The sequence below is a fragment of the Streptomyces sp. NPDC057694 genome, from assembly GCF_042799415.1.
Classification (GTDB): Bacteria; Actinomycetota; Actinomycetes; order Streptomycetales; family Streptomycetaceae; genus Streptomyces.
In genome coordinates this window covers 13,013-32,220 of the sequence record NZ_JBHVIX010000006.1, presented here as the reverse complement: position 1 = coordinate 32,220, position 19,208 = coordinate 13,013, and the positions used below count along the sequence as shown (strand labels likewise).

Below are 19,208 nucleotides of genomic sequence, written 5' to 3'. Positions count from 1 at the left end.
CGACCACCGGTAGTACGGGCACAGGGACGGGGCAACAAGCAGTGGCAGCGACGACCACCGACCACGACGAGGACGCGGCCGAGCCGAAGGCCCCCTCGCCCTCGCCTCGTCGCGGACGGATCGCGACGGCCGTCAGCGTCTTCGGCGAACTCCTCATCACGGCGGGTCTGATCCTCGGCCTGTTCGTCGCCTATTCACTGTGGTGGACCAACGTCGTCGCTGATCGTGCCGCCCACAAGCAGGGCGACAAGGTCCGCGAGCACTGGGCCGGCGGGAACAGCGGGCCCGGCGCCCTGGACACCAAGGACGGCATCGGCTTCCTGCACGTACCGGCGATGAACAACGGCGAGGTCCTGGTCGAGAAGGGCACCTCGTCGAAGGTCCTCAACGACGGTGTCGCCGGCTACTACACGGACCCCGTGAAGGCCGATCTGCCGACCACCGACAAGAACGGCAACTTCTCGCTTGCCGCGCACCGCGACGGCCACGGCGCCAAGTTCCACAACATCGACAAGATCAAGAAGGGCGACCCGATCGTCTTCGAGACGAAGGACGACTGGTACGTCTACAAGGTCTACGACATCCTCCCGGAGACCTCGAAGTACAACGTCGACGTGATCGACCGGGTCCCCAAGGAGTCGGGCGTCAAGAAGGCCGGGAAGTACATCACGCTGACGACCTGCACCCCCGTCTACACCTCCAATTACCGGTACGTGGTGTGGGGCGAGCTGGAGCGCGTGGAGAAGGTGGACGGCGACCGGACGCTGCCGAAGGAGCTCAGGTAGTACCTGAGCGCACATGCGGAAGGCCCCGCCCCTCCAGGAGGAGGAGCGGGGCCTTTCGCGTACGCGTTGTGCGGGTCAGCCGTTGTTGCCGCCGAAGAGCCCGCCGTTCCCGTTGCCGTTCCCGTTCCCGCCGACCGTGGTCAGGGTGATCTGGGTGTTGGCCGGGTCGACCTGGCTGCCGGATGCCGGGTCGGCGTTGGCGACCATGGCGTTGTCGTCGCCGCTGCTGCCGTCCGCGAGCTGGATGTTCTTGAAGCCAGCGTCCTGCAGCATCTTCTTGGCGTCCTTGAGCGAATGGCCGCGGACCTCGGGCACCGCCTTCTGTGCCGGTGCCTTGGCGACGGTCAGGGTGACCGTGGAGTCCGGGTCGGCGCTGGTGCCGGCCTGGAGGCTCTGCTTGAAGACCTTCTCTGCCGTGACCGAGGCGTTCTCCTCCTCGGTGCAGGCGGCCTTCAGGTTGGCCTCTTCCAGCTTGGCCGTGGCCTCTTCGCAGGAGAGGTTGGCGCCGGAGGAGACGTCGGGGACCTGGGCCTGCTCCTTCTCCTTGGCCACGGTCAGGGTGATCTTCGCGCCCTTCTCGATCTTGCCGCTGGGCGGGTTCTGGTCGATCACCGTGCCCGCGGTCCGCTCCGACTCCTCGGTCTTCTTGTCGACGTTGTCGAAGCCCTTGTCGTTCAGCTCCGCGACGGCGTCGTCGTAGGACAGGCCCTTCACGTCCGGGACGGACACCTTCGGCGCCCCCGTCGACATTCGAACCGTGATCGTGTCGCCCTTGGCGATCGAGCCGTCCTCGGGATCCTGCTTGCAGACGGTCTTCGCGGGCTCGTCCTTGCACGCCATGCTGGTGCCCTTGACGACCTTCAGGTCGACGTTGTCCGCCGTACCCGTGGCCTCGTCGAAGGTCTTGCCCACCAGATTCGGCACCGGCACCTTGGCGTCGTCGCCGCTGCCGCCACTGGAGATCCACTTGCCGATCAGGATCGCCCCGATCAGCACCAGGACGCCCGCGACCACCAACAGGATCGTCGACGTGCGGTTCTTGCCCTGCTGCTGGCGCCTGCGGTCGGGGCGGTCGTCGTAGCCGTAGCCGCCGTCGTCCGGGTTGACCGGGGGCAGCATCGACGTCGGCGCCGCGCCGTTCTGCTGGCCCAGCATCATCGTCTGCTGGTCGTTCGGGCCGCCGCCGTATCCGACCGCGCCCATGGCGGCGGTGGCGGCGACGGGCTGCCCGTCGAGGCAGGCCTCGATGTCGGCGCGCATCTCGTCGGCCGACTGGTAGCGGTAGTCGGGGTCCTTGGTCAGCGCCTTGAGGACGATGGCGTCCATCTCGGGCGTGATCTCGGAGTCGAAGACCGACGGCGGCTGCGCCTCTTCGCGTACGTGCTGGTAGGCCACCGCGACCGGGGAGTCCCCGACGAACGGCGGACGGACCGTCAGCAGCTCGTACAGCAGGCAGCCGGTCGAGTAGAGGTCGGACCGGGCGTCGACCTGCTCGCCCTTGGCCTGCTCGGGCGAGAGGTACTGCGCCGTGCCGATCACCGCGGCGGTCTGCGTCATCGTCATGCCGGAGTCGCCCATGGCGCGGGCGATGCCGAAGTCCATGACCTTCACCTGACCGTTGCGGGTCAGCATGACGTTGGCCGGCTTGATGTCGCGGTGGACGATGCCCGCCCGGTGCGAGTACTCCAGGGCCTGGAGGATGCCGACGGTCATCTCCATGGCGCGCTCCGGCAGGAGCTTGCGCCCGGAGTGCAGCAGCTCGCGGAGTGTGGAACCGTCGACGTACTCCATCACGATGTACGGGATGGAGACCTGGTCGACGTAGTCCTCGCCCGTGTCGTAGACCGCCACGATCGCGGGATGGTTGAGCGAGGCGGCCGACTGGGCCTCCCGGCGGAACCGGGCCTGGAACGACGGGTCGCGTGCGAGGTCCACCCGCAGCGTCTTCACCGCCACTGTGCGGCCGAGCCGGGAGTCATGAGCGAGGTAGACCTCCGCCATGCCACCACGGCCGAGCACATGGCCCAGCTCGTACCGGCCGCCGAGGCGACGCGGCTCTTCCATGGTTACCTACCAGCCCTCTCCGTCGGTCCCGACCGTCCCGTGCGGGGTCGGGCGGTGTGCTGTCCGGGCATACCGTACCCGGCTTGCCCAGCGTGACCTGGCCGCCACCGAGACCCGTGACAGGACCGGTATCGCCACGTGCGTCAATGTGAAGAACAGGTGACCGGGCTCACAGATTCTGGTGAAGCCCGGCCACGTACGCCCTTACTTACTGTTGATGACCGCTTCCATCACGCTCTTCGCGATCGGGGCGGCCAGACCGCCACCGGAGATGTCGTCACGGTTCGCGGCGCCGTCCTCGACGACCACGGCCACCGCGACCGGCGTTCCTGAGCTGGTCTTGGCGTAGGAGACGAACCAGGCGTACGGCTTCTCGCTGTTGTCGACACCGTGCTGGGCGGTACCGGTCTTGCCGCCGACGGTGGCGCCGTCGATCTTGGCGCTGGTTCCGGTGCCCTCGTTGACGACGGTCTCCATCATCGCCTGGAGCTTCTGCGCGTTCTCCTCGGAGAGCGGCCGGCTCATCTCCTCGGGCTCGGTCTTCTCGATGGTGTCGAGGTTCGAGGCCTTGAGCTCGTCGACCATGTAGGGCTTCATCAGCTTGCCGTCGTTGGCGATCGCGGAGGCGACCATGGCCATCTGCAGCGGCGTGGTGGCGGTGTCGTACTGGCCGATGGAGGAGAGCGCCACCTGCGAGTCGTTCATGTCGTCGTCGAAGTTCGACGCGTTGGAGCGGACCGGGACGAACTGCTGCTCGTTGAAGCCGAACTTCTCGGCCTCGTCGAGCATCGTCTTGTTGCCCATGTCCTGGCCGAGCTTGCCGAACACCGAGTTGCAGGAGACCTTCAGGGCGTTGCGCAGCGAGACGTTCTCGCAGGGGATGTTGCCCTCGTTCTTCAGCGGCGTCGTGGTGCCCTTCATGATGAACGGCACCGGGGACTCGGTCTTCGCGTCGATGTCGGTGACCTTGCCGCTCTCCAGCGCCGCCGCGGCCGTCACCAGCTTGAACGTCGAGCCGGGCGGGTACGTCTCGCGCAGCGCGCGGTTCAGGAGCGGCTTGTCCTTGTCCTTGTCGAGCTTGGAGAAGGTCCCACCGTCGTCGTTGCTGTTCCCGGCGAACGACGACGGGTCGTACGACGGCGTCGAGGCGAGCGCGAGGATCTTGCCGGTGGACGGCTCGATGGCGACGGCGGCCCCCTTGCCGCGGTTCTTCAGGCCGTCGTACGCGGCCTTCTGCGCCTTGGCGTTGAGGGTCGTGACGACATTGCCGCCGGCCTTCTTCTTGCCCGTGACCATGTCGAGCGTGTTGCGGAAGAAGAGCCGGTCGTCGTTGCCGGTGAGGATGCCGTCCTCGATGGACTCGATCTGGGTGGCGCCGACGACCTGCGAGGCGTAGCCGGTGACGGGCGACCACATGGGCCCGTCCTTCCAGGTCCGCTTGTACTTCAGGTCGGTGCCGCTGGTCGCCTTGGAGCCGGTGATCGACTTGCCGTCGACGATGATGTCGCCGCGCGGCGTCGAGTAACGGGCGATGGCCACACGGCGGTTGTTGTCGTCGGAGGCGAGGCTGTCGGCCTTGACGTACTGGAGCCAGTTGTCACGGATCAGCAGGGTCAGCACCAGCAGTCCGCAGAAGATCGCGATTCGGCGCAGGGGCTTGTTCACGGTCGGACCACCTGGGTCATCTCGGCGTCAGGGCTGGGCGTCGGGCTGGGCGCGGGCCGGCGCGCGGTGTCGCTGATGCGGATCAGGATGCCGATCAGTGCCCAGTTCGCGATCACGGAGGAACCGCCGTACGCGAGGAACGGCATCGTCATACCGGTCAGCGGGATGAGCCCCATGACACCGCCGGCGACGACGAAGACCTGGAGCGCGAACGCGCCGGACAGGCCGACGGCGAGCAGCTTGCCGAAGGGGTCGCGGGCGGCGAGGGCGGTGCGCACGCCGCGCTCGACGATCAGCGCGTAGATCAGCAGCAGCGCCATCAGGCCGGCCAGGCCCAGCTCCTCGCCGAACGTGGCGAGGATGAAGTCGGAGTTCGCGGCGAACCGGATCAGGTCCGAGTGGCCCTGGCCGAGGCCGGTGCCGAGAGTGCCGCCGGAGCCGAACGCCCACAGGGCCTGCATCGCCTGCTCGGAGTGGCCGGCGACGCCCTGCCGGCTGAGCAGGTACTCCTTCATCGGGTCGAGCCAGGCGTCGACACGCTGCTGGATGTGCGGCTCGAAGCTGGCCACACCGACGGCGCCGACCGCGGACATCATCAGACCGAAGACGATCCAGCTGGTCCGCTCGGTGGCGACGTACAGCATGATGACGAACATTCCGAAGAACAGCAGCGACGTACCGAGGTCGGTCTCGAAGACCAGGATGAGGATCGAGATCGCCCACACGACGAGGATCGGACCGAGGTCGCGGCCACGCGGCAGGTACAGGCCCATGAAGCGGCGCGAGGCCAGCGCCAGCGCGTCCCGCTTCACCATCAGGTAACCCGCGAAGAAGATCGCGAGGACGATCTTGGCGAACTCACCGGGCTGGATGGAGAAGGACCCGATGTGGATCCAGATCTTGGCGCCGTAGATGTTCACGCCGAGGCCCGGGACGAGCGGCAGCAGCAGCAGGACGATCGCGCCGAGCATCGAGATGTAGGTGTAGCGCTGCAGGACGCGGTGGTCCTTCAGGAAGATCAGCACGACGATGAAGAACGCGATGCCGATCGCCGTGTACATCAGCTGCTTGGGCGCGGCACTGCCCGCCTGCCCGATCGACTGCAGCAGCTCCGACTGGTCGAGCCGCCAGATGACCACAAGGCCCAGGCCGTTGAGGAGCGTGGCCAGCGGCAGCAGCAGCGGGTCCGCGTACGCCGCGAATTTCCGTACGACGATGTGGGCGACGCCGGCGAGCAGGCCGAGGCCGAGCCCGTAACCGAGCAGGCCGGTCGGCAGCGAGCCGTCGAGCGCGAGGCCCACATTGGCGTACGCGAAGACGGGGATGACCACCGCGAACGCCAGCAGGGCCAGCTCGGTGTTGCGCCGGCTGGGCGCCCCGATCGCGCCGATGGTCGACGTATGGGTCGTGGAACTACTACTGAGAGAACTGCTCATGGCGTGCTGAGGCCCCCAACGGCTTCTACTGCTGTGCGCACGCCTTGGCCAGCTGCTGCTCTTCGTCGGAGAGAGTGGGGCCAGGGGTGGGCGTGGGAGAGGACTTGGACTTGCCGGACGGCGACGAGGACGAGTTCGGCGTGGGGGTGGCGGTCGCCACGCGGTACGAGGCCTTGGACGCGGTCCCACCGGTCGTGGTTCCGCCCGCCTCGCCCTCGCCGGTCTTCGCGTTCTTCTCGTTCTCGGCCTTCTGCCGCGCGGCCTGCTTCTCGCATGCGTCGGCCTGCGCGGACAGTTCGTCGATCTTGTCCTGGGCGGCGGCCAGGTCGCCTTCGGTGATGGTCTCCTCGACCTGCTTCTGCTGGTACGGAGGCAGGTACTTGAGCGCGATCTCCGGGTGGTCCTTCTCCACCTTCGACAGGTTCACCCAGGCCAGATCCTGGTTGATGCCGCGGTAGAGCGCCACGTGGTCGTCGTTCGAGCCGACGAAGTACTGGGTCTGCGTCCAGCGGTAACCGCCGTAGAGGCCACCGCCGATGACGCCGAGGGCGAGCACGATGTACAGCGATCTCTTGATCCACCTGCGGCCGCGGCGCGGCTTCACGTATTCGACGTCACCGTCGCCGTACGCGCCGAAGTCCCCCTCGGGCGTGTAGCCGGTGGTGTCCCCGCTGCCGGGCGGGCCGAACTCGCCGCCGCCGCCCTGACCCGGCACCGGCCGGCCCGAGCCGCGGCCGAGCGCCGCCGCGCGGCCCGCCGGGGTCTCCATGGCGCCGCCGTCGTGCAGCTGGTGCTGGTTCTCCGCGACCGCGCCCACGATGACCGGGGCGTCGGAGATGTGTCCGGCGAGGGTGTCCCCGCCGTCGATGTCGAGGACATCGGCGACGATCACCGTGATGTTGTCGGGGCCGCCGCCGCGCAGTGCCAGCTGGATCAGGTCCTGGACCGTCTCCTGCGGGCCCTGATAGCTGGCGAGGGTCTCCTCCATCGTCTGGTGGGAGACGACGCCCGACAGGCCGTCGGAGCAGATCAGGTACCGGTCGCCGGCCCGCACCTCACGGATGGAGAGGTCCGGCTCGACGTGGTCGCCGCTGCCCAGCGCCCGCATGAGGAGGGACCTCTGCGGGTGCGTGGTGGCTTCCTCCTCGGTGATGCGCCCCTCGTCGACGAGGCGCTGCACCCAGGTGTGGTCCTGCGTGATCTGGGTGAGCACGCCGTCGCGCAGCAGGTACGCGCGCGAGTCGCCGACGTGTACGAGACCGAGCCGCTGGCCGGTCCACAGCAGGGCGGTGAGGGTCGTCCCCATGCCCTCCAGCTGCGGGTCCTCCTCGACCATCATGCGCAGTTGGTCGTTGGCCCGCTGCACGGCGGTGCCGAGCGAGGTCAGGATGTCGGAGCCGGGCACATCGTCGTCGAGCGCGACGATGGTGGAGATCACCTCGGACGACGCGACCTCACCGGCGGCCTGGCCGCCCATTCCGTCGGCGATCGCGAGGAGGCGCGGACCGGCGTAGCCGGAGTCCTCGTTGCCCTCGCGGATCATGCCCTTGTGCGATCCGGCGGCGAAGCGCAGTGACAGACTCATGCGCACCTGCCCCGTTGATTCCGACTCCGGGTACATCCGCACGGTGCCCACCCTCCGGTCGGGAGCGTGCCGGTGTCCCGGTCCGGGACAACCGCGTCGGCTCGCTCGCTCCGCTCGCGCCTAATCATGATGTAGCACTACTTCCGCAGCTCGATGACGGTCTTGCCGATGCGGATCGGTGCACCCAGCGGGATCGGCGTGGGGGTCGTCAGACGGTTCCGTTCGAGGTACGTGCCGTTCGTGGACCCGAGGTCCTCGACGATCCACTGGCCGTCCCGGTCCGGGTAGATCCGGGCGTGCCTGCTGGACGCGTAGTCGTCGTCCAGCACGATCGTGCTGTCGTGTGCGCGGCCGAGCGTGATGGTCTGCCCCTGGAGGGCGACCGTGGTGCCCGTGAGGCTCCCCTCGGAGACCACCAGCTTGCTCGGGGCGCCGCGGCGCTGGCGGCCGCCCGCCTGCTGTTGGCGCTGCTGTTGCTGTGGCGGCGCGGCCGCCTGGCGTGCGGCCTGCTGCGCGCGCCCGCTGTCACGGCGCGAGCCGCGAGCGGTCACGCGCGTGCCGAACAGGTCGCTGCGGATGACCTGTACGGCCACGATCACGAACAGCCACAGAACGGCCAGGAAACCCAACCGCATGACCGTCAGGGTCAGCTCTGACATTGCCCCCGCTTCACCCTTCGGCTTGCCGATAAACGATGGTCGTCTGGCCCACGACGATCCGCGAGCCGTCGCGGAGCGTAGCGCGGGTCGTGTGCTGGCCGTCCACCACGATCCCGTTCGTGGACCCGAGGTCCTGGATCGTGGAGGGGGTACCGGTGCGGATCTCGCAGTGCCGGCGCGAGACGCCGGGGTCGTCGATCCGCACATCGGCCTCCGTGGAGCGGCCGAGCACGAGGGTGGAGCGGGAGATCTGGTGGCGGTTGCCGTTGATCTCGACCCAGTGCCGGACACGGGCGCCCGGCTGCGGGCCCGCGGCCGCGGCGGGCCGGTGCGCGGCCGGGGCCTGCGCGGGCCGGGCCGGCGGCGGTGCCGAGGGCATCGGCGGGGCGGCCGCAGGCGGGTAGCCGTAGCCGCCGGGCGTCTGCGGGCGGGCGGCCGCGGGCCGCTCCGGACGCTCGGACGGTGCCTGGCTGGTGGAGGAGGCGAGGGTGCGGCTGCGCACCCGGTACAGACCCGTGTCGAGGTCGTCGGCCTTCTCCAGGTGCACCTTGATGGGGCCCATGAAGGTGTACCGCTGCTGCTTCGCGTAGTCGCGCACCATGCCGGACAGCTCGTCGCCGAGCTGCCCCGAGTACGGGCTGAGGCGCTCGTAGTCCGGTGCGCTGAGCTCCACGATGAAGTCATTGGGGACGACGGTCCGCTCGCGGTTCCAGATCGTCGCGTTGTTGTCGCACTCGCGCTGCAGCGCGCCCGCGATCTCGACGGGCTGCACCTCGGACTTGAAGACCTTCGCGAAGGTGCCGTTGACCAGACCTTCGAGGCGCTGTTCGAACTTCTTCAGGACTCCCATGGGGCACCTCCTTCTTCGTAGCTGTCCTGCTTGCCGTGCCTGTCGGGCTCTCGTGCTTCCTCGTACTGCTTACTGATCGTATCCACGCGTCGGGAAATCGGCTGGTTCCCCCTGTCCGCCCGGTCGATGAGTGTCGACGCTCACAGACTGCTCCGAGGCTCCGCTGCGGACCCTCTTAAGAGGGATCGTAGAGGTGGCCTCTGGACAGTGTCCCGTACGCGGCTGTGCAGCGGTCGGGGTCCGGCAAGGCCGCGACCGGACTGTGTCCGGCGCGCGGCACCTCGGTGCCGCCGCCCCATGGTGAGGGGTGGCGGCCACCTGCGTCGGGTGCCCGTCGGATGCCCGCGGAATCGGATGTGAATCCACCCCTGGCACCGTGCTAATCTTCTGCATGTCGGAAGGCGCCGGGCCCACAAGGGCGAAGGAGCCGGAAGACACACCCAATGCGCGGGTGGCGGAATAGGCAGACGCGCTGGATTCAGGTTCCAGTGCCCGAAAGGGCGTGGGGGTTCAACTCCCCCCTCGCGCACAGCGAAAAGCCCCGCAGATCTTCGGATCTGCGGGGCTTTTGCGTTGCCGTGCACAGGGTTGCGCGGCCGTACACGGAAGCACGCGGGGGCGTACGCGCGCGTGAGGCGCCACGGGTCGACGGGGGCGACGATCCGTGGCGCCTCTGTGGGTTATGTCACCTTCAGGCGGCGATGCGGGCGGCCACGGCCTTGCCCTTCTCCTGCGCGTCCTGGAGGGCCTTCTCGCGGGAGGCCTCGAAGAGGGGGATCAGCTCGGACATGGCCGGGTTCGTCGGGGCCATGGTCAGCTCGGGGACGATGAAGTCGAGGTCGAGCTGCAGGGTGTCGCGCAGGACGGCCGTCAGGAAGTTCTGGACGTACTCCATGCCCTCGCGCGGGGTGCCCGGCGCGTAGGAGCCGCCGCGGCTGGCGACGACGGTGACCGGGGTGCCCTTGGCGGCCGGGGCGTCGATGCCCGCGGTGCGGCCGAAAAGGATCACGTTGTCCAGCCACGCCTTCAGCGTCGACGGGATCGAGAAGTTGTACATCGGGGCGCCGATCAGGATCGCGTCCGCGCTCTCCAGCTCCTCGATGAGCCGCACGCGCTCGGCGAAGGCGGCGGCCTGCTCGGGCGTGTGGTCGTCCGGGGCGGCGAAGCCGGCGAGGTGGGTGTCGGCGGTGATGTGCGGCACCGGGTCCGCCGCCAGGTCGCGGTAGACGACCGTGCCCTCGGGGTGCTGCTCCAGCCAGGCCGTGCGGAAGGCCTCCGTCACGGGGCGCGAGGACGAGGCGGAACCGGAGAAGACCGAGGAGTCGAGGTGCAGCAGGGTGGCCATGGGGGGTTTCTCCCGAAAAGATCGGCTGTAGATGAGTACGTAGCTAGTATTAGCACAGGTACTTACTTTTTTTCACCCACGTACGAGAAACCAGTACCCTGGACGCATGGCGGGCAGCGGGCAGGACAGGAAGCGGGCGGACGCACGCGACGCGGGGGCGTCCATGGCGCACACCCCGGGGGCGTGCTCGACGGTCGACATCGGCATGACCCGGGTCTTCGGGCTGCTCGGCAAGCGCTGGACGGGGCTGATCATTGCCGCCCTGATACAGCGGCCGGTGCACTTCGCCGATCTGCGCCGAGCCATCCCCGGCATCAGCGAACGCATGCTCTCCGACCGGCTCACGGAGCTGGGCACCGTCGGCCTTGTCCTGCGCCAGGTCGACGAGGGGCCGCCACTGCGCGTCTCCTACCGGCTCACGGAGGCCGGCTCGGCGCTGAAGCCGTCGCTGGACGAGCTAGGGGACTGGGCCGCGAAGTATCTGGGGGCCGAGGGCGGGACGTGTCCGGAGGAGTTCCGGAAGTAGGTCCACGGCGGGATCTCACGGCGGGGTGCACCGGTGCCGGCAGCGGCTCGGCCTCGGTGGGAAAACGGCTGCCTGACGGCGAAGTTGTGCACAGACCGTGGGTTTTCCACAGGGTCCGGCGGAGTGCGGCGCGCGGCGGTACGGTCGTGGCCGGTTCGACGAGCGGTGTGCGGCGTACGTGGTCCCGTACGGGGTTCTGTACGGGGCGGGGGAGGCGATCGGTATGGGCGGAATCGGCGATGTGGTGGCTCTGCCGCGGCAGAGCGAGGGGGACGGGCGGGTCCGGCGGCTGCCGAGGGTGGCCGGGTTCTCGGCGGTGCCCGCGCAGGCGTCCACGGAGGCTTCTTCGGGCGGTTCCCCGAAGGCGGCCGGCAAGGCGCTGCGCAAGGACGTGCCGAGGTCGGCGCACGACGGCTTCGAGCCGGATGCGGGGCGGCCGGACGCGGTGACGGCCGTCGAGGAGTCCAATCGCGGCAGGATCGCGGACCTGACACCGATCCGGGTGGGGCGGATGGCCGCGACCCCCTTCGCCTTCCTGCGCGGTTCCGCCGGCCTGATGGCGTACGACCTGGCGCGCACTCCGCTGACCGGCATCGGCGCCCAGATATGCGGCGACGCCCACGCCGGAAACTTCGGTCTGTACGGCGATGCGCGCGGCGGCCTCGTCATCGACCTGAACGACTTCGACGAGACGGTGCACGGCCCCTGGGAGTGGGACGTGAAGCGGCTCTCGGCCTCGCTGGTGCTCGCCGGCCGGGAGGCCGGGGCCGACGAGGACACGTGCCGGCAGGCGGCGCACGACGCGACCGGTGCCTACCGGCGCACGATGCGGCTGCTCGCCAAACTGCCCGCGCTCGACGCGTGGAACGCGATCGCGGACGAGGAACTCGTCTCGCACACCGACGCCCACGATCTGCTCGGCACGCTGGAGCGGGTCTCGGAGAAGGCGCGGAACAACACCAGCGGACGGTTCGCCGCCAAGTCGACGGTCGGTGTGGAGGGCGGCGGGCGGCGGTTCGTGGACGCGCCGCCGGTGCTGCGCCGGATACCCGACCAGGAGGCGGCCGCCGTCGCCGGTTCGTTGGGGGCCTATCTGGAGACGCTGTCCGAGGACCGGCTGCCGCTGCTCGGGCGGTACGCGATCCACGACGTGGCGTTCCGGGTCGTCGGCACCGGGAGCGTGGGGACCCGGTCCTACGTGGTGCTGCTCCTCGATCACCGCGGTGAGCCGCTGGTGCTGCAGGTGAAGGAGGCGCGGCCGTCCGCGCTGCTGCCGCATCTGCCCACGGTCGGGTTCGCGGTGTCGGCCGTCGCGCACGAGGGGCGGCGGGTGGTGCTCGGGCAGAAGCGGATGCAGGTGGTCAGCGACTTCCTGCTGGGCTGGACCTCGGTCGGGGAACGGCCCTTCCAGGTGCGGCAGTTCAGGAACCGCAAGGGCAGCGTCGACCCGGCCGCGCTCGCCGCCGACCAGTTGGACGACTACGCCCGGATGACCGGCGCCCTGCTCGCCCGCGCCCATGCCCACAGCGCGGACCCGCGGCTGATCGCCGGGTACTGCGGGAAGAACGAGGAACTGGACGAGGCCGTCGCGTCGTTCGCGGTGACCTACGCGGACCGCACCGAGGCCGACCACGGTGAGCTGGTGCGGGCGGTTCGGGAGGGGCGGGTGGCCGCGGAAGCGGGGGTCTGAGGCGGGGGTCTGAGGCCGGGGTCTGACGGCGGTACGGGGGCGACCGGGTCGGGGCCGTGGATCTCCGTGGGGCGGGTCTCTGTGGGGCCGAGCCGGTGGTGCTCGGCGCCGCACCGCCCCTGTCGGGCCGTGCCCTACGCTGGACGGGTGACGACCCCGGAGACCGACGACGTGGCAGGGCAGCCCGAGGAGCAGCCTCGGGAGCGGCTCAAGGACCAGCTGAAGGAACGTATCGAGCGGTCTCGGGAGCGGGCCGAAGAGCGGCCCGAGGACCGCCTGGAGCGGGCGGTGCGCGCGGCCGAGCAGGCGCTGATCGAGTTCGAGATCGCCGTGGAGACCTTCCGGGTCGAGGTGGAGAACTTCTCGCGCCTGCACCACCAGAAGCTCGGCCCGATGTACGCCCGGCTCGACGAGCTGGAGGCGCTGATCGCCGAGGCGACGGCGGAGCGCACGGGCGACGCGGAGGACCGTGCCAGGGCCGACGAGGCGCGGGCGCGGGTGCTGCCGATGCCCGGCGTCGAGGAGCTGTTCCACGGATGGATGGACGGGGACGGGCTGTTCCCCGAGGCCGTCGCGATGCTCACCGATCAGGAGGTGCGGCCGCCGCAGCGGGTACGGCCCAGCGAGGAGGCCCGCAAGCTCTACCGCGAGCTGGCCCGCAAGGCGCACCCGGATCTCGCCCAGGACGACAAGGAGCGGGAGCGGCGCGACGAGTTCATCTCGCGGGTGAACGCGGCGTACGCGCGCGGAGACGAGCCCCTGCTGCGGGAACTCGCCGAGGAGTGGGCCGCGGGGCCGGTGCCGCCGGAGCGGGAGCCCTCGCCGAGCGAGGAGCTGTACGCCCGGCTCGACTGGCTGGCGCAGCGCAAGGAGTTGCTGACGGCCGTGGCCCGGGAGCTGGAGGAGGGCGCGATCGGCTCGATGCTGCGGATGGCGCCCGACGACCCGGACAAGCTGCTCGACGAGATCGCCGAGCAGCTGCTCGCGCAGGTCGCCGAGCGGGAGGCCGAGCTGGAGCGGATCACCGCGGCCTGAGCCCGGTGGGCGGTCGGGTAGCGTCGGGGTCATGGTTTTCGGTTCTGGTGTGCCCACGGTCGGTGTCGACGAGCTCAAGGAAGGGGACTTCCTGCTCGACGTGCGTGAGGACGGCGAGTGGCTCGCGGGTCACGCCGCAGGTGCGCTGCACATTCCGATGAGCGATTTCGTCGCGCGGTTCGGTGAGTTCACCGAGGCGGCCCCGCAGGACGGCCGGGTCAACGTCCTGTGCCGGGTCGGCGGGCGGTCCGCCCAGGTGACGGCCTATCTGGTCCAGCAGGGCATCGACGCGGTGAACGTCGCGGGCGGCATGCAGGCGTGGGAAGCGGCCGGCCGCCCCGTCGTGGACGACAAGGGTCAGCCGGGCGCGGTCGTCTGAGCCGTCCGGTCCCGGCGCCGCTGCCGGGCGCTCAGCCCAGGGGATGGGCGGCGAGCAGATCGCCGAGCGTCTCCTCGTGGGCGGCGGCCGGGCCGAGCGAGAGCTCCAGGTGCTTGGCCCAGGCGTGATAGCGGTGCAGGGGATAGTCGGTGTCGGCGCCGAAGCCGCCGTGCAGATGCTGCGCGGTCTGCACCACGCGCCGGACGCCGTCGGACGCCCAGCTCTTGGCGACCGCGACATCACCGGCGACCGGCAGCGCACCGCCCGCGCCGGAGCTGATGCGCCAGGCCGCCTGCCACAGGGTGGCCTCCATGGCCCGCAGATCGATGTAGCGGTCGGCGGCCTGGACGGCGACCGCCTGGAACGTGGCGATCGGATACCCGAACTGCTCGCGCTTGCCCGCGTAGTCGCTGGTCATCTTGAGGACGCCCTCGCCGAGACCGAGCGCCAGCGCGCAGGTGCCGGTGGCCAGCAGGTCGTGCAGCCGGGACCAGGCCGTGGGGTCCTCGATGAGATGCCGGTCGTCCAGGTGCACACCGTCCAGACGCAGCTCGGCGAGGCGCTCGCCGGTCGTGGAGATCTGCTCGGCGAAGGTGAGCCCCGGCAGGGAGCTCTCGGCTCCGGCCGGGCCGGGCAGGACCGCGAGCACCGCGGTGCCCTCCCCGGTGTGCGCGGGAACGAGGATCCGGTCCGCGCCCCAGGCCCACGGCACGCCTGTCTGAACGCCGTCCAGGATCCAGCCGCCCGTGCCCGCGGCACCCTCGCGGCGTGCGGTCACCGCCAGCTCGGCCGGGTCGTGGCCGGTGCGGCCGGCCGCCGCCACGGTCAGGGCGAGACGGCCGTCGGCCGCGCGGGGGAGGATCTCCCGCTTCAGCTCTTCGCCTCCGTACGCCTCCACGGTCGTCGCCGCCGCGCTGTGCTCCAGGAGCGGGATGCGGGCGAGGACCTTCGCGGACTCGCGCAGCACCAGGCAGAGCGCGATGGCGTCGAGCCCGGCCCCGCCGTGCTCGGGCGTGATGAGCAGGCTGAGGAGATCGGCGTCGGCAGCCTTGGACCACAGCGCGCGGTCGAAGTCCTCGGCCACGGCGCCGGAGGTGAGCGAGGGGCTGGGCACGCTGTCGGGCGCGACCGGCGTGAACACCGCCCGCGCCGCCTCGACGGCCGCCTGTTGCTCCTCGGAGAAGGTGAAGTCCACCGGCTGTCCTCCCGTTCCTGCTCGGCTCCCACTCGGCTCCCAGCGGGATCTGACGGAGCGTCAAGATAGAACAGGTTCTACGAGAAGGGAACAGGTGCCGGGCGCTGTCGCGGATCAGCGGTCGAAGTCCAGCTCCACCTTCTCCGTGGTCGGACGGGACTGGCAGGCCAGGACGTACCCCGCGTCGGTCTCCTCCGGTTCGAGCGCGAAGTTCCGGTCCATCCGGACCGATCCCGAGACGAGGAAGGCGCGGCACGTGCCGCAGACGCCGCCCTTGCACGCGTAGGGCGCGTCCGCCCGGTTGCGCAGCACCGCCTCCAGGAGGGATTCGCCGTCCCGCACCGGCCAGGTGCCGGACCGTCCGTCGAGCTGTGCGGTGACCGTGCTGTGCGCGGGAGCCGAGGCGGGGGCGGGGACGGTGCGGTCGGCGGCCGGGCCGTCGTCCACATGGAAGATCTCCTCGTGGATGCGCGTCCGGTGCACGCCGAGGCCGCGCAGCGCCCGCTCGGCGCCCTGCACCAGGCCGAAGGGGCCGCACAGGAACCAGCCCGCGATCCGCTCCACAGGAAGCAGCGCGGGCAGCAGCGCCGCCAGCCGCTCCTGGCCGAGCCGCCCCGAGGCCGGGCCGGCCTGCTGCTCCTCCCGGGAGAGGACGGTGACCAGCTGGAACCGGTCCGGGTAGCGGTCCTTCAGGTCCGCGACCTCCTCCAGGAACATCGTCGAGGCGGTGGTGCGGTCGCTGCGGATCAGGCAGAAACGGGCGTCCGGTGCCCGCTCCAGGAGCGTCGTGGCGATGGACAGCACCGGGGTGATGCCACTGCCGCCGACCACCGCCGCGTAGTGCCCGGGGGCCGGGTCGAGGGTGAAGCGGCCGGCCGGTGTCATCACCTCCAGCTCGTCCCCCACGGCGATCTCCTTGTGCGCGTACGTGGAGAACGCGCCGCCGTCGACCAGGCGCACGCCGACCCGCAGGGTGCGCGGGGCGCCGTCGGCGGGGGCGGCGGAGCAGATCGAGTACGTGCGGCGGACCTCCGTGCCGTCCACGGTGCGGCGCAGGGCGAGGTGCTGGCCCGGGGCGTGCCGGTACAGCTCGCGCAGCTCGTCGGGGACGGTGAAGGTCAGCGCCACGGAGTCGTCGGTGAGCCGGTCGACCGCCGTGACCCGGAGCCGGTGGAAGCGGGCCCGCGCGGCTGCTGCCATCACAGCTCCTTGAAGTGGTCGAAGGGTTCACGGCAGTCGAGGCAGCGGCGCAGCGCCTTGCAGGCGGTGGACGAGAAGCGGCTGAGCAGCTCGGTCTCGGTCGATCCGCAGTACGGGCAGGCCACCGGCTCCAGCACGGTGGGTCCGGCGCCGGTGCCGGTCGTGTGCCGGGTGGGGCCGAGGGTGACGGGGACCGGGCCGGCGGGGGCGCGGGTGGTGCGCGGGGGCGCGATCCCGAACTCCCGCAGCTTGCGGCGGCCTTCGGGGCTGATGTCGTCCGTGGACCAGGCCGGGGAAAGGACCGGGCGGACGGTGACCTCGGGGATGCCGTGTTCGTGCAGGACCCGCTCGATGTCGGCCGACATGGCCTCGATCGCGGGACATCCGGTGTATGTGGGGCTGAGCTCGACCTCGACGCGGCCCGGGCCGAGCGTGTGCACGGCGCGCAGCACGCCCAGCTCCTCCAGGGTGATCACCGGCAGCTCGGGGTCCGGCACCGATCCCGCCACGTGCAGCAGCTCGGTCTCCAGCGGGGTGAGCGATGCGGTCACCATGTCGCCCCCGGGTGGCTGCGGTGCAGATGCTGCATCTCGGCGATCATCCGGCCGAACGACTCGGTGTGCAGGCCCTGGCGGCCCGCCCCCGCGCGCCAGCCGCTGCTCTGCGGGCCCTCGGGGACGGTGAGCGTCGCCTCCCGGAGTACGGCGGTGATCGTCGCCGTCCAGGCTGTCCGCAGGTCCTGCCAGTCGATCTCCACGCCCGGGAGGGGCTGGAACATCTCGCCGGTGAAGCGCCAGAGCGCGTCGGCCGCGCGCTGCATGCGCGTGTGGCTCTCGTCCGTCCCGTCGCCGAGCCGCAGCGTCCACTGCCGGGAGTGGTCCTGGTGGTACGCCACTTCCTTGACCGCCTTGGCGGCCAGGGGAGCGAACTCGCCCTCGCCGTCGGCCAGCTGACCGTACAGAAGGTGCTGGTACGTGGAGAAGAACAGCTGGCGGGCGATGGTGTGGGCGAAGTCGCCGTTCGGCTGCTCGACCAGCTGGAGATTGCGGAAGTCGCGCTCCTCGCGCAGATACGCCAGCGCGTCCTCGTCGCCGACCGTGCTCAGCAGGACGCGGGCCTGGCCGAGGAGGTCCAGCGCGATGTTGGCCAGCGCCAGCTCTTCCTCCAGGACCGGGGCGTGGCCCGCCCACTCCCCCAGCCGGTGCGAGAGCACCAGGGCGTCGTCACCGAGGGCCAGGGCGGCGGCCGAGACGGCCTGCGCGGGCTGTGGCGGCTGCGGTTGCCGCGTCGGCGGGGTCACAGGTGCTTCACCCCGTCCGGGATCTCGTAGAAGGTGGGGTGCCGGTAGGGCTTGTCGGCGGCCGGTTCGAAGAACGGGTCCTTCTCGTCGGGCGAGGACGCCGTGATCGCCGTGGACGGGACGACCCACAGGGAGACGCCCTCGCCGCGGCGTGTGTACAGATCCCGTGCGTTGCGCAGGGCCAGCTCCGCGTCCGGGGCGTGCAGGCTGCCCGCGTGGGTGTGGGCGAGACCGCGGCGGGAGCGGACGAAGACCTCCCACAGGGGCCACTCGGTGGCGCCGCCGGGCGCCTTCGGGGTCTCGCTCATGCCGCCCTGCCTTCTCGGTCCGGTGCCTGATGCGTGGTGGTGTGCTTGGCCGCGTGGGCCGCGGCGGCCTCGCGCACCCAGGCGCCCTCGTCGTGGGCACGCCTGCGCTGGGTGATCCGCTGCTCGTTGCACGGGCCGTTGCCCTTGAGGATCTCCTTGAACTCCGACCAGTCGATCGGGCCGAAGTCGTGCTGTCCCCGCTCCTCGTTCCACACCAGGTCCGGGTCCGGGAGGGTCAGTCCGAGGGAAGCGGCCTGCGGGACGCAGATGTCGACGAAGCGCTGCCTCAGCTCGTCGTTCGAGTGGCGCTTGATCTTCCACTCCATGGACTGGGCCGAGTGCGCCGACTCGTCGTCGGGCGGGCCGAACATCATCAGGGACGGCCACCACCAGCGGTCCACCGCGTCCTGCGCCATCGCGTGCTGGGCCTCGGTGCCACGGCTGAGGGCGAGCAGCAGCTCGTACCCCTGGCGCTGGTGGAAGGACTCCTCCTTGCAGACCCGGACCATCGCGCGGGCGTACGGACCGTACGAGCAGCGGCACAGCGGCACCTGGTTGGTGATCGCCGCGCCGTCCACCAGCCAGCCGATCGCGCCGACGTCGGCCCAGGTCAGCGTCGGGTAATTGAAGATCGAGGAGTACTTCTGGCGGCCGCTGTGGAGCTTGTCGAGCAGCTCGTCGCGGCTGGTGCCGAGGGTCTCCGCCGCGCTGTAGAGATACAGCCCGTGCCCCGCCTCGTCCTGCACCTTCGCCATCAGGATCGCCTTGCGGCGCAGGGACGGCGCGCGCGTGATCCAGTTGGCCTCCGGCTGCATGCCGATGATCTCGGAGTGCGCGTGCTGCGCGATCTGCCGCACGAGCGTGGCGCGGTAGGCCTCGGGCATCCAGTCGCGGGGCTCGATGCGCTCGTCCGCGGCCACCGCCGCGTCGAACACCGCCTGGAACTCCGCGGCGCTGTCGGCGCTCTCCACGTGCTGCGGGGTTGCTGTCGCCATTCCCGGTCCCCTCGAACTCGGCTGCCGATGACGAGCCGATCCGCGAGGGCCGGACCTCCGCCCACTCCCGACCGATCGTTCGGTTCGTCGGATTCAATGGTGGGACCAGGCGCCGTAAGGTGTCAACCCTGAATGACCCGGCCTGTGGATAACCTCGGCCGCCTGTGCTTCGGGGCCGCTCCCCAGTACCG

18 protein-coding genes and 1 tRNA gene are annotated in these 19,208 nt (G+C 70.4%); 6 read left to right on the top strand and 13 right to left on the bottom strand.

All coding sequences use genetic code 11. From position 1 onward, the window contains the following. The first annotated feature begins 41 nt into the window (after window positions 1-41). A complete protein-coding gene (locus tag ACFVDP_RS16360) occupies window positions 42-785 on the top strand; it encodes a class E sortase (RefSeq protein WP_383489663.1) in 744 nt (247 codons plus the stop codon). A 75-nt stretch (window positions 786-860) separates the two neighbouring features. On the opposite strand, the gene pknB is transcribed toward ACFVDP_RS16360, so the two are convergent. From pknB to ACFVDP_RS16330, 6 genes are all read right to left on the bottom strand, one after another. Further along, window positions 861-2,849, bottom strand: coding sequence for a Stk1 family PASTA domain-containing Ser/Thr kinase (pknB, locus tag ACFVDP_RS16355; RefSeq protein WP_383489660.1), 1,989 nt, complete (start codon window positions 2,847-2,849; stop codon window positions 861-863). Between the two features lie 204 nt (window positions 2,850-3,053). Continuing rightward, on the bottom strand, window positions 3,054-4,514 hold the full coding sequence (locus ACFVDP_RS16350) for a peptidoglycan D,D-transpeptidase FtsI family protein (RefSeq protein ID WP_383489657.1): 1,461 nt from the start codon (window positions 4,512-4,514) through the stop codon (window positions 3,054-3,056). Then, window positions 4,511-5,950: an FtsW/RodA/SpoVE family cell cycle protein gene (locus ACFVDP_RS16345; protein WP_383489654.1), complete on the bottom strand. Its 1,440-nt coding sequence runs from the start codon at window positions 5,948-5,950 to the stop codon at window positions 4,511-4,513. The genes ACFVDP_RS16350 and ACFVDP_RS16345 overlap by 4 nt, the downstream gene beginning before the upstream one ends. Before the next feature lie 25 nt (window positions 5,951-5,975). Further along, on the bottom strand, window positions 5,976-7,535 hold the full coding sequence (locus ACFVDP_RS16340) for a Stp1/IreP family PP2C-type Ser/Thr phosphatase (RefSeq protein ID WP_383489651.1): 1,560 nt from the start codon (window positions 7,533-7,535) through the stop codon (window positions 5,976-5,978). 137 nt (window positions 7,536-7,672) lie between these two features. Further along, window positions 7,673-8,194: an FHA domain-containing protein gene (locus ACFVDP_RS16335; protein WP_383489648.1), complete on the bottom strand. Its 522-nt coding sequence runs from the start codon at window positions 8,192-8,194 to the stop codon at window positions 7,673-7,675. 10 nt (window positions 8,195-8,204) lie between these two features. Further along, a complete protein-coding gene (locus tag ACFVDP_RS16330) occupies window positions 8,205-9,044 on the bottom strand; it encodes an FhaA domain-containing protein (RefSeq protein ID WP_383489645.1) in 840 nt (279 codons plus the stop codon). 445 nt (window positions 9,045-9,489) lie between these two features. Here ACFVDP_RS16330 and ACFVDP_RS16325 point away from each other — a divergent pair. Then, a tRNA-Leu gene (locus ACFVDP_RS16325) sits at window positions 9,490-9,573 on the top strand. A gap of 162 nt (window positions 9,574-9,735) precedes the next feature. On the opposite strand, the gene ACFVDP_RS16320 is transcribed toward ACFVDP_RS16325, so the two are convergent. Beyond that, window positions 9,736-10,389 carry an FMN-dependent NADH-azoreductase gene (locus tag ACFVDP_RS16320; RefSeq protein ID WP_383489642.1) on the bottom strand — a complete coding sequence of 218 codons (654 nt, stop codon included), beginning with the start codon at window positions 10,387-10,389 and terminating at the stop codon, window positions 9,736-9,738. Window positions 10,390-10,552: 163 nt separating this feature from the next. Between ACFVDP_RS16320 and ACFVDP_RS16315 the strand changes: the two genes are divergently transcribed. The 4 genes from ACFVDP_RS16315 (at window position 10,553) to ACFVDP_RS16300 (ending at window position 14,019) form a co-directional block, all read left to right on the top strand. Continuing rightward, window positions 10,553-10,915 (top strand): winged helix-turn-helix transcriptional regulator, encoded by a 363-nt coding sequence (locus tag ACFVDP_RS16315; protein WP_383490411.1) that lies wholly within the window; start codon window positions 10,553-10,555, stop codon window positions 10,913-10,915. Window positions 10,916-11,138: 223 nt separating this feature from the next. Continuing rightward, the gene (locus tag ACFVDP_RS16310) at window positions 11,139-12,605 is read left to right on the top strand and encodes a DUF2252 domain-containing protein (protein WP_383489639.1); all 1,467 of its coding nucleotides are present in this window, start codon (window positions 11,139-11,141) and stop codon (window positions 12,603-12,605) included. Window positions 12,606-12,752: 147 nt separating this feature from the next. Continuing rightward, window positions 12,753-13,640 carry a hypothetical protein gene (locus ACFVDP_RS16305; RefSeq protein ID WP_383489636.1) on the top strand — a complete coding sequence of 296 codons (888 nt, stop codon included), beginning with the start codon at window positions 12,753-12,755 and terminating at the stop codon, window positions 13,638-13,640. Between the two features lie 31 nt (window positions 13,641-13,671). Then, window positions 13,672-14,019, top strand: coding sequence for a rhodanese-like domain-containing protein (locus tag ACFVDP_RS16300; protein ID WP_383489633.1), 348 nt, complete (start codon window positions 13,672-13,674; stop codon window positions 14,017-14,019). Window positions 14,020-14,050: 31 nt separating this feature from the next. Here the strand turns inward: ACFVDP_RS16300 and ACFVDP_RS16295 are convergent, their stop codons facing one another. From ACFVDP_RS16295 to paaA, 6 genes are all read right to left on the bottom strand, one after another. Next, complete coding sequence (locus tag ACFVDP_RS16295; protein ID WP_383489630.1) at window positions 14,051-15,214, bottom strand: acyl-CoA dehydrogenase family protein; 1,164 nt, start codon at window positions 15,212-15,214, stop codon at window positions 14,051-14,053. 114 nt (window positions 15,215-15,328) lie between these two features. Beyond that, window positions 15,329-16,414 carry a 1,2-phenylacetyl-CoA epoxidase subunit PaaE gene (gene paaE, locus ACFVDP_RS16290; RefSeq protein ID WP_383489627.1) on the bottom strand — a complete coding sequence of 362 codons (1,086 nt, stop codon included), beginning with the start codon at window positions 16,412-16,414 and terminating at the stop codon, window positions 15,329-15,331. Then, complete coding sequence (paaD, locus tag ACFVDP_RS16285; RefSeq protein WP_383489624.1) at window positions 16,414-16,968, bottom strand: 1,2-phenylacetyl-CoA epoxidase subunit PaaD; 555 nt, start codon at window positions 16,966-16,968, stop codon at window positions 16,414-16,416. The genes paaE and paaD overlap by 1 nt, the downstream gene beginning before the upstream one ends. Beyond that, window positions 16,962-17,714: a 1,2-phenylacetyl-CoA epoxidase subunit PaaC gene (gene paaC, locus ACFVDP_RS16280; RefSeq protein ID WP_383489622.1), complete on the bottom strand. Its 753-nt coding sequence runs from the start codon at window positions 17,712-17,714 to the stop codon at window positions 16,962-16,964. The genes paaD and paaC overlap by 7 nt, the downstream gene beginning before the upstream one ends. After that, complete coding sequence (gene paaB / locus ACFVDP_RS16275; RefSeq protein ID WP_383489619.1) at window positions 17,711-18,022, bottom strand: 1,2-phenylacetyl-CoA epoxidase subunit PaaB; 312 nt, start codon at window positions 18,020-18,022, stop codon at window positions 17,711-17,713. Before paaB ends, paaC begins: the two co-directional genes overlap by 4 nt. Next, window positions 18,019-19,017, bottom strand: a complete 999-nt coding sequence (paaA, locus tag ACFVDP_RS16270; RefSeq protein WP_383489616.1) for a 1,2-phenylacetyl-CoA epoxidase subunit PaaA — start codon at window positions 19,015-19,017, stop codon at window positions 18,019-18,021. Before paaA ends, paaB begins: the two co-directional genes overlap by 4 nt. Window positions 19,018-19,208: the final 191 nt, after the last annotated feature.

What these genes read in the sequence shown, in the direction of transcription:
- pknB (WP_383489660.1), bottom strand. Translation starts at nt 2,849, where the DNA reads ATGGAAGAGCCGCGTCGCCTCGGCGGCCGGTACGAGCTGGGCCATGTG.
- ACFVDP_RS16345 (WP_383489654.1), bottom strand. Translation starts at nt 5,950, where the DNA reads ATGAGCAGTTCTCTCAGTAGTAGTTCCACGACCCATACGTCGACCATC.
- ACFVDP_RS16340 (WP_383489651.1), bottom strand. Translation starts at nt 7,535, where the DNA reads ATGAGTCTGTCACTGCGCTTCGCCGCCGGATCGCACAAGGGCATGATC.
- ACFVDP_RS16335 (WP_383489648.1), bottom strand. Translation starts at nt 8,194, where the DNA reads ATGTCAGAGCTGACCCTGACGGTCATGCGGTTGGGTTTCCTGGCCGTT.
- ACFVDP_RS16330 (WP_383489645.1), bottom strand. Translation starts at nt 9,044, where the DNA reads ATGGGAGTCCTGAAGAAGTTCGAACAGCGCCTCGAAGGTCTGGTCAAC.
- ACFVDP_RS16320 (WP_383489642.1), bottom strand. Translation starts at nt 10,389, where the DNA reads ATGGCCACCCTGCTGCACCTCGACTCCTCGGTCTTCTCCGGTTCCGCC.
- ACFVDP_RS16315 (WP_383490411.1), top strand. Translation starts at nt 10,553, where the DNA reads ATGGCGCACACCCCGGGGGCGTGCTCGACGGTCGACATCGGCATGACC.
- ACFVDP_RS16310 (WP_383489639.1), top strand. Translation starts at nt 11,139, where the DNA reads ATGGGCGGAATCGGCGATGTGGTGGCTCTGCCGCGGCAGAGCGAGGGG.
- ACFVDP_RS16300 (WP_383489633.1), top strand. Translation starts at nt 13,672, where the DNA reads ATGGTTTTCGGTTCTGGTGTGCCCACGGTCGGTGTCGACGAGCTCAAG.
- paaE (WP_383489627.1), bottom strand. Translation starts at nt 16,414, where the DNA reads ATGGCAGCAGCCGCGCGGGCCCGCTTCCACCGGCTCCGGGTCACGGCG.
- paaD (WP_383489624.1), bottom strand. Translation starts at nt 16,968, where the DNA reads ATGGTGACCGCATCGCTCACCCCGCTGGAGACCGAGCTGCTGCACGTG.
- paaB (WP_383489619.1), bottom strand. Translation starts at nt 18,022, where the DNA reads ATGAGCGAGACCCCGAAGGCGCCCGGCGGCGCCACCGAGTGGCCCCTG.
- paaA (WP_383489616.1), bottom strand. Translation starts at nt 19,017, where the DNA reads ATGGCGACAGCAACCCCGCAGCACGTGGAGAGCGCCGACAGCGCCGCG.